We start from the raw sequence: 6,614 nt of genomic DNA, 5'->3' as shown, positions 1-6,614 counted from the left end.
AAAGGAACGGTTTATGAAAATAAATCAAACCTATCAACAATTAATAGTTAATGCAACGCTTAATTAAACTATAGCCATGCTTATAAAGCAAAAACAATTTATAACCTAAGTGAAACTTTGGTTGAAAGTGGCTTAGTTAATGAAATATCAAGTAATAAAATTCTTGACCTGCAAAAAGGGATTTATATTGTAAAAGATAATAATGAAATTAAAAGATAGTGCTATAAGTACATTTGTTTTATTGTTGAGCGGTTTTATTTAAATTGTCTGTACGGATTTATACCCTTACAGGTTTTTTGTTATGAGTCGCACATGGTAACTAATTGGGAAGTGAAAGTATACGATGAGGGTGGCAGTGGCATTGATTGGCCGAAGGCAACCGAGTTCATCGAGAGGCGGAATCTAAAGGGGGTCTATACGCATTATCCCGACCCCAGGCACAAATCAGCCCGTCCCGCTTTGTGCATAACATTATCAGACATACCCGATGGAATGGGTATGCCACACTAAACAAAGTCGGAAACTACACGGATTTTATGGTGTAAAAAAACAGGTACATGGAATGAAAGTTGTTTGCCTTGCCTCGGGAGGTCTCACTGACATATTAAATGGGAGTAGGAGAGGCGGTCGAAAAAGGTTTGCCTTGAGAAGTCAGGTGAGGCCGTAGTGTTAGTTTATCTGCTTATTTTGGAGAGGGTTGAGCTTTAATTTCCGAGTGAAAAGGAGTATTTGTGACGCCTTGTTTAAATGATTTTTGTCTTATTATGGACTTTATTATAACCACAATATTTGAAATGTGTATCTTGCGGCTGTTTGGTTTATTTGGTTGAGGAAATGTCTTTTTTTAGAATAATTAGTCTTTTTATTTCATGTTTCGGCGTTTGGAGTGGATTCTGTATTTCAGTGGGGGCACAAACGGAGCGGGATTCTTTAACAAGCTCCAGTTCGGTTCAGAACTTGATGTTTACGCCATATATTGCACCATCCTATTCTCCCGAGCTGGAATTGATGGTAACGGCAGGGGCATTGATATCATTTAAGGTGCAGCCGGATAATCCTATGCTGGGGCGGTCAAGTATTCCTTTCTCGATTGGTTATAGTACCAATAATTCCATGTCAATTTCTGTATTTCCTTATATATATGGTAAAGACGATAAGTTGAGGGTGTTGTCTCGTTTTTATTTCAGAGATATGCCTGATAATTATTGGGGGGTAGGATATGATGCGGGGAACCGAACTTCGAGTGCTGATCAAACTACCAATTATCATCGCCGATGGTGGTCGTTAGAGGGTAAGATTGTCCGCAAGGTAACAAACCGCTTTTTTGTGGGCTTAACGTATGATATAAATGAGACGAAGGCTACCGAGCTCAATGATTATATGAAGGCAGAAACGTATGTAAAGCAGTATGGCGCAGATATTTCAAACGTAGGTTTAGGTTTTATTCTGGAATATGATAGTCGCGATAATGTTCAGAATGCGCATAAAGGCGGCTTGCTAAGTGTAGCTTTCTCCGAATATAATAAAATCATCAATATATCGGGGTATGAATTCAACAAATTAACCTTGGATGCCAGAAAGTACTTTCCAATAGAATATAGAAAAACGCTGGCCATGCAGGTAAAAACTGAGTATGCAGATGGTGCGGTGCCTTGGACTGAACTACCGCATTTGGGAACCATGTTCGACCTCCGTGGATATCAAAAAGGAAGGTTTAGGGATAAGTCAATGCTTTTCGGGATTATGGAATACAGGCATATGTTTGAAAGACGCAGGATAAACCGAAAAGGTAATTATGAAAGCCCGTTTGGAGTTGTTGGCTGGATAGGATTAGGTTCTGTAGCGCCTGCATACCGACAGATGGATCATTGGCTGGCGAATTTTGGGGCCGGGATCAGATATGAAATCCAACCCCGGCTAAATGTTCGGATAGATTATGGTTTCGGCAAAGACAATCAAGGTTTGTATGTGTCTATTAGTGAGGCGTTTTAATTATTGAGATCTAAATTTTAATCATCATCATATTTCCAATCAATGCCTTGTTGTTTTCGAAATTCATGTTCTCATTCTCCGGTTCAAAACTGAGTTTAAACTGGTTGTTGCCCTTTTCCAACTTTAAACCAATAATATTTGTATTGCCGATACTGGCCCATTCATGGTGACCTCTTTGCGCCATGATAACAGGAGACGTTTTTTCGCCATTAACCCATAAAGTTCTGATAGCACATTTGTTATCCGTATTCCAGGGGCCGTTACCATTGCTGTATTCGAAATAAAGTTTGTAATAGCCTGATTCTGGAACAATAACACTCCATTCAATATTTCTATTCTTTGTTTTTGAAACTTCAGTCATGTCTGGAGGCGAGGATGCTACGCTTATACTTTTATCCCTAACAAATTTATTAATGCTCGTTATTAATAAATTACTAGCATGTAAAACGGGTTCGCTTAAAAAAGAAACATCTCCTTGTTCATCAGCTGCCCTTACCGTATATTCTGCATTGGGTCCCGAGATATCTATACTGGTATCCTTTACAGTCTTAAAGAGTTCGCCGTTTTTAAACACTTCATATGTTTGAGCACCTTCAATGCTTGTCCAATTCAGGTTAATTCCGTCAAAACTTGTTTCAGGCGTTTTCAAATGGAACTTATTGTCTATCAAATTTATCTGGCCTTTCAGAGAATTGTTAGCCAATTTAATTTCAACGGTATGTTTTCCCTCTCCAATTAACGAAACTTCATGGAGGCCACTTTCTTCCCCATCCACTCTAAACGACTTAACTTGGTTTCCATACCCGTTAATTTTAACCGTAAACTCCTTGTTTCTAATTTTTAAATTACTCAGTTGCATCTCGCCTGCATAAGTTTTGGGGATAAAAGGCGAGAAAGTCATTTTGCTGTCCGGAGTAAAGCGAATGCCGAACATGATTTTATATATCATTCCCAGATTACCGGCAACACTCCATAATTGCCTGTCGGAGTTGAGCGCTGTTATAAAGTCACCATTTTCGGCTACCATGTTTTCTTTATTGGTTAAAAACATGGCCGAAGCCCGGTAAAAAGCACTTAATCCTTGTTCCAAGGCAGTTTCGTTTCCTGCTTTAGCTGCCGACATATTCCAGAAAGCTTGAACAAAAGGCCAGACGCCGTTATTGTGGTATGGTCGCATATCAGGTATTTGCGGGTAAACGCATGGGATTCCCCAGGTAAGTACAGGTGTATTTTCAATTACAGATTTACTTTTCTCTTCAGCCACATCAAATAAAACGGAAAATGCTTCGCCAAGCGCTTCAGCTTTTGGAGATTCATAGGTAAAATACCTGCCGTACAAATATTGTGTGTAGTAACCTTTTTCGGGATTCCAGAATTGTTGGTTGATCGCTTTTTTCAATTGGGCAGCCCAATCGGCATATTTCTCGGCCTGAGTCGGCATGTTTTCCAATTCTGCTATTTTTGATACAATCATTAAGGTTCGATAATGGACCAGGTTTGTTCCCAGGTTCATGGAGCTGTAAATATCTACATTATCCATCCATCTCGGATAGGTCTGAACACGCCAGTCTAAAAACGAGGATTCACCCCGATACAAACCGTTGTTTGGGTTATATACCACTTTCCTGTCATCCTCCACTGTATTGCTGATAACCTGGTAGCAGTAATCCAACCAAAGTTGGTCGCCCGAAATCAAATATAATTCCCAGGCAGCCAACGCCCATGTAGTTCTGTCTGATGATACGGGCCATGCCCCACCGGATCCCGTGTCCTGAATGATCCTGCTTCTTTTAGCCTTTCTTAACAATGATTTCCTGGCTCTCTGTATATCGGCCATCCCCATCCCCAAAACAATAGAGTAGCTTACGTCACGCGTCCATACGCCGGCCCATTTTGCACCGGTCCTGAATGTTCCATCTTCCTCGCTAAGCAAAACTGTTTCTTCTAAAGCCATGTTGTATAAAGCCTGAACCAAGTTGTTGTCTGTTTTTAGCTGCGGATAACTTGATATGTCCCTGGTAAGTTTCCAACCAGGTTTAACATATCTATCGGGATCATGGGTGTTTATGTTTAAAGTGAGTTCGTAAATATCGTCGCCATCAGTATCCTGTAATTGAACATCTTCTTGTAGGTTTTCGAAGTCGAAATTAAGCGGAACAATATTACCGGCCATAAATACCCCCTTGAAATCTTCTTTGTAAATCTTATCTCCGTTCAAGTCTTCGTAATAACCGTCTTTTTCAAAAGCGTTAAATACAGGGCTCATATCCAATTTTACGGTCATGGGCACATCGAGTTCCAGGGCTTCGTCAATACCTGCTTCTTTATCGAGATATTGCTGTCCGAAAATTATCAGCGGTGTTTGGTATTGTCCGTTTTCGGGTTTAACAACAATTTGGTGATTGGAGGCAAAAGGTAGTTCGTTGTCCTTTTGGTTGATGCTGAACTTAAGCTCAATGGTTCTCCTGCGGGGTGCATTGGCCGGACTTTTATAATTACTGGTCATTGAACCGTCAGGCAATACCTGTGCGGTGTATTCTCCCTGTACCACTTTATCCCTGTACACCGTATAGTCTATGTTTTGATGTAATATTCGCGGTTTGTTTTGGCATCCTGTAATTATTGCCATTATTAGTATTGTTATATATGGTTTCATTATAATATTTTAATAAAGATGTTAGATTTTTCGGTACCCATATTTAAGAGATATATCTTTTTCTAAAATACCAATAATCTGTTTTAATCTCATGTGTTTTGTTATTTAAATCCTTAATTGTATTTCAATTAAAGTATAAATTTCATCATTGTAATAAAACTATGCAAAATATATAGATGAATATATTACCATTATATGATTGGTCAGTGATTTAAAGAGGGAGGGATATGCGAAAATATAAATGGAATAATGGATGTTTTAGAGATAAATCAGCCATATAGCAATTGAGTATTGCAGTTCTATATTTTTTTAATACACTTTAATAGTAACTTTGGTCGCATCTTAAACAGAGACGGATCCAGTAATTTTGGCGGTTTCTTGTCTATTTTTTAATATTTATTGGTATAACAGAATGAGCAATCATAAATTGAAACCCATCATGTTTGTGGGCACATGTTCCGATGCAGGGAAGAGTCTGGTCAATGCAGGGTTTTGCAGAGTTTTTAAACAGGACGGTTACCATCCTGCTCCTTTTAAAGCGCAAAATATGTCGCTTAATAGCTATGCGACACCGGACGGTCTAGAGATAGGTCGGGCTCAGGCGGTTCAGGCCGAGGCTTGTAAGCTAGAGCCTTCGGTGTATATGAATCCGGTTCTGTTAAAGCCCACAGGTGAGTTGAAATCGCAAATAGTCCTGATGGGAAAACCAATCGGTGATCAATCTGCCTATGAATATTTCGAGGAGAATGATAGAGCAGAGTTATTTGAAGCAGCCTGCGAATCTTTTCAAAAATTAGAGATAGAGTTTAGTCCTGTAGTAATGGAAGGAGCCGGGAGTATTTCGGAACTGAACCTGAAAAAACGGGATATAACAAACATGCGTATGGCCTTACGTGCAGGGGCTGACGTCTATTTGGTGGCGGACATAGATCGAGGCGGTATTTTTGGGAGTGTTTACGGTACCATCGCCTTGTTAACCAAAGAAGAAAAAAAAGCCGTCAAAGGGATAATTGTCAATAAGTTTAGGGGCGATGCACGTTTGTTTCGGGAAGGAAAACAGATCTTGGAGCAACTAACGGATATACCTGTGGTTGGGGTACTGCCATATTTTCAGGATTTATACATAGAAGAAGAGGATTCGGTAAGCCTTATCAGTAAAAAAACACATGCGTTTGCCGGAAAAGTGAATATTGCGGTCATAAAATTGGAACAGCTTTCCAATTTCACAGACTTCAATGCGTTGTCAATGCATCCATCGGTTAATTTATATTATACGGTCGATATATACGAACTGCGAAATGCCGATATAATAATTATTCCGGGATCAAAAAATTCGATTTCGGATTTGAACGTGCTGAAATCATCAGGTGTAGATAAGGAAATAGTAAACGCATCGGAATGCGGAAAGGTAATTATTGGTATTTGCGGGGGATATCAGATGATGGGCGTCTCAATAAAAGACCCCGATGGAGTTGAGGGAACAGCAAAGGAAACAGAAGGTTTGTGCTTGCTTCCGGTTGAAACAATACTTAAAAATTCAAAAGTGACAGAGCAGGGGGAGTTTTATTTTAGGGAACACGAAGAGCTGTGCAGAGGTTATGAAATTCACATGGGAATCACAAGCCCAGTTAACGATACTTATAAACCAGTAAATACATTACCTGACGGGAGTGGAGAAGGATGCTGGGGCAACCATAAGTGTTGGGGTTCTTATTTTCATGGCATACTCGATAATCAGATTGTAATTCAGGAATTATTACGAACTTTCAATGTGGATGATCATGACTTTGATTACAACAGATACAAGGAAGAAAACTACGATAAACTGGCAGGTTATATGCGCGAATATATAGATTTGGAATATGTTTATAAACACTTGAAAAGCTGAGCTGCTTTCTATTTGTAAGTTGTTTGACGTTTGTTGTTTTTTAGGTGATATTAATTGTAGTTGATTATTGGGATAGGT

At 39.4% G+C, this 6,614-nt stretch carries 4 protein-coding genes; 3 read left to right on the top strand and 1 reads right to left on the bottom strand.

Annotation, left to right across the window (positions count from 1 at the left end; translation table 11 throughout):
* Positions 1 to 312: 312 nt before the first annotated feature.
* Together ACT29I_RS21385 and ACT29I_RS21380 are read left to right on the top strand one after the other, a co-directional pair.
* A complete protein-coding gene (locus ACT29I_RS21385; RefSeq protein WP_444794362.1) occupies positions 313 to 510 on the top strand; it encodes a hypothetical protein in 198 nt (65 codons plus the stop codon).
* Positions 511 to 834: 324 nt separating this feature from the next.
* Positions 835 to 1,992 carry a hypothetical protein gene (locus ACT29I_RS21380; protein WP_444794361.1) on the top strand — a complete coding sequence of 386 codons (1,158 nt, stop codon included), beginning with the start codon at positions 835 to 837 and terminating at the stop codon, positions 1,990 to 1,992.
* A gap of 10 nt (positions 1,993 to 2,002) precedes the next feature.
* On the opposite strand, the gene ACT29I_RS21375 is transcribed toward ACT29I_RS21380, so the two are convergent.
* The gene (locus tag ACT29I_RS21375) at positions 2,003 to 4,621 is read right to left on the bottom strand and encodes an alpha-L-rhamnosidase-related protein (RefSeq protein WP_444794360.1); all 2,619 of its coding nucleotides are present in this window, start codon (positions 4,619 to 4,621) and stop codon (positions 2,003 to 2,005) included.
* Positions 4,622 to 5,060: 439 nt separating this feature from the next.
* Between ACT29I_RS21375 and ACT29I_RS21370 the strand changes: the two genes are divergently transcribed.
* Complete coding sequence (locus ACT29I_RS21370) at positions 5,061 to 6,536, top strand: cobyric acid synthase (RefSeq protein ID WP_444794359.1); 1,476 nt, start codon at positions 5,061 to 5,063, stop codon at positions 6,534 to 6,536.
* Positions 6,537 to 6,614 lie beyond the last annotated feature (78 nt).

The organism is Saccharicrinis sp. GN24d3 (genome assembly GCF_052400645.1).
Classification (GTDB): domain Bacteria; phylum Bacteroidota; class Bacteroidia; order Bacteroidales; family Marinilabiliaceae; genus Saccharicrinis.
This window is presented reverse-complemented; position numbering and strand designations above follow the sequence as displayed.

Excerpts from the sequence above, each read along its gene's own strand:
- ACT29I_RS21380 (WP_444794361.1), top strand. The coding sequence starts at position 835 with ATGTCTTTTTTTAGAATAATTAGTCTTTTTATTTCATGTTTCGGCGTT.
- ACT29I_RS21375 (WP_444794360.1), bottom strand. The coding sequence starts at position 4,621 with ATGGCAATAATTACAGGATGCCAAAACAAACCGCGAATATTACATCAA.
- ACT29I_RS21385 (WP_444794362.1), top strand. The coding sequence starts at position 313 with ATGGTAACTAATTGGGAAGTGAAAGTATACGATGAGGGTGGCAGTGGC.
- ACT29I_RS21370 (WP_444794359.1), top strand. The coding sequence starts at position 5,061 with ATGAGCAATCATAAATTGAAACCCATCATGTTTGTGGGCACATGTTCC.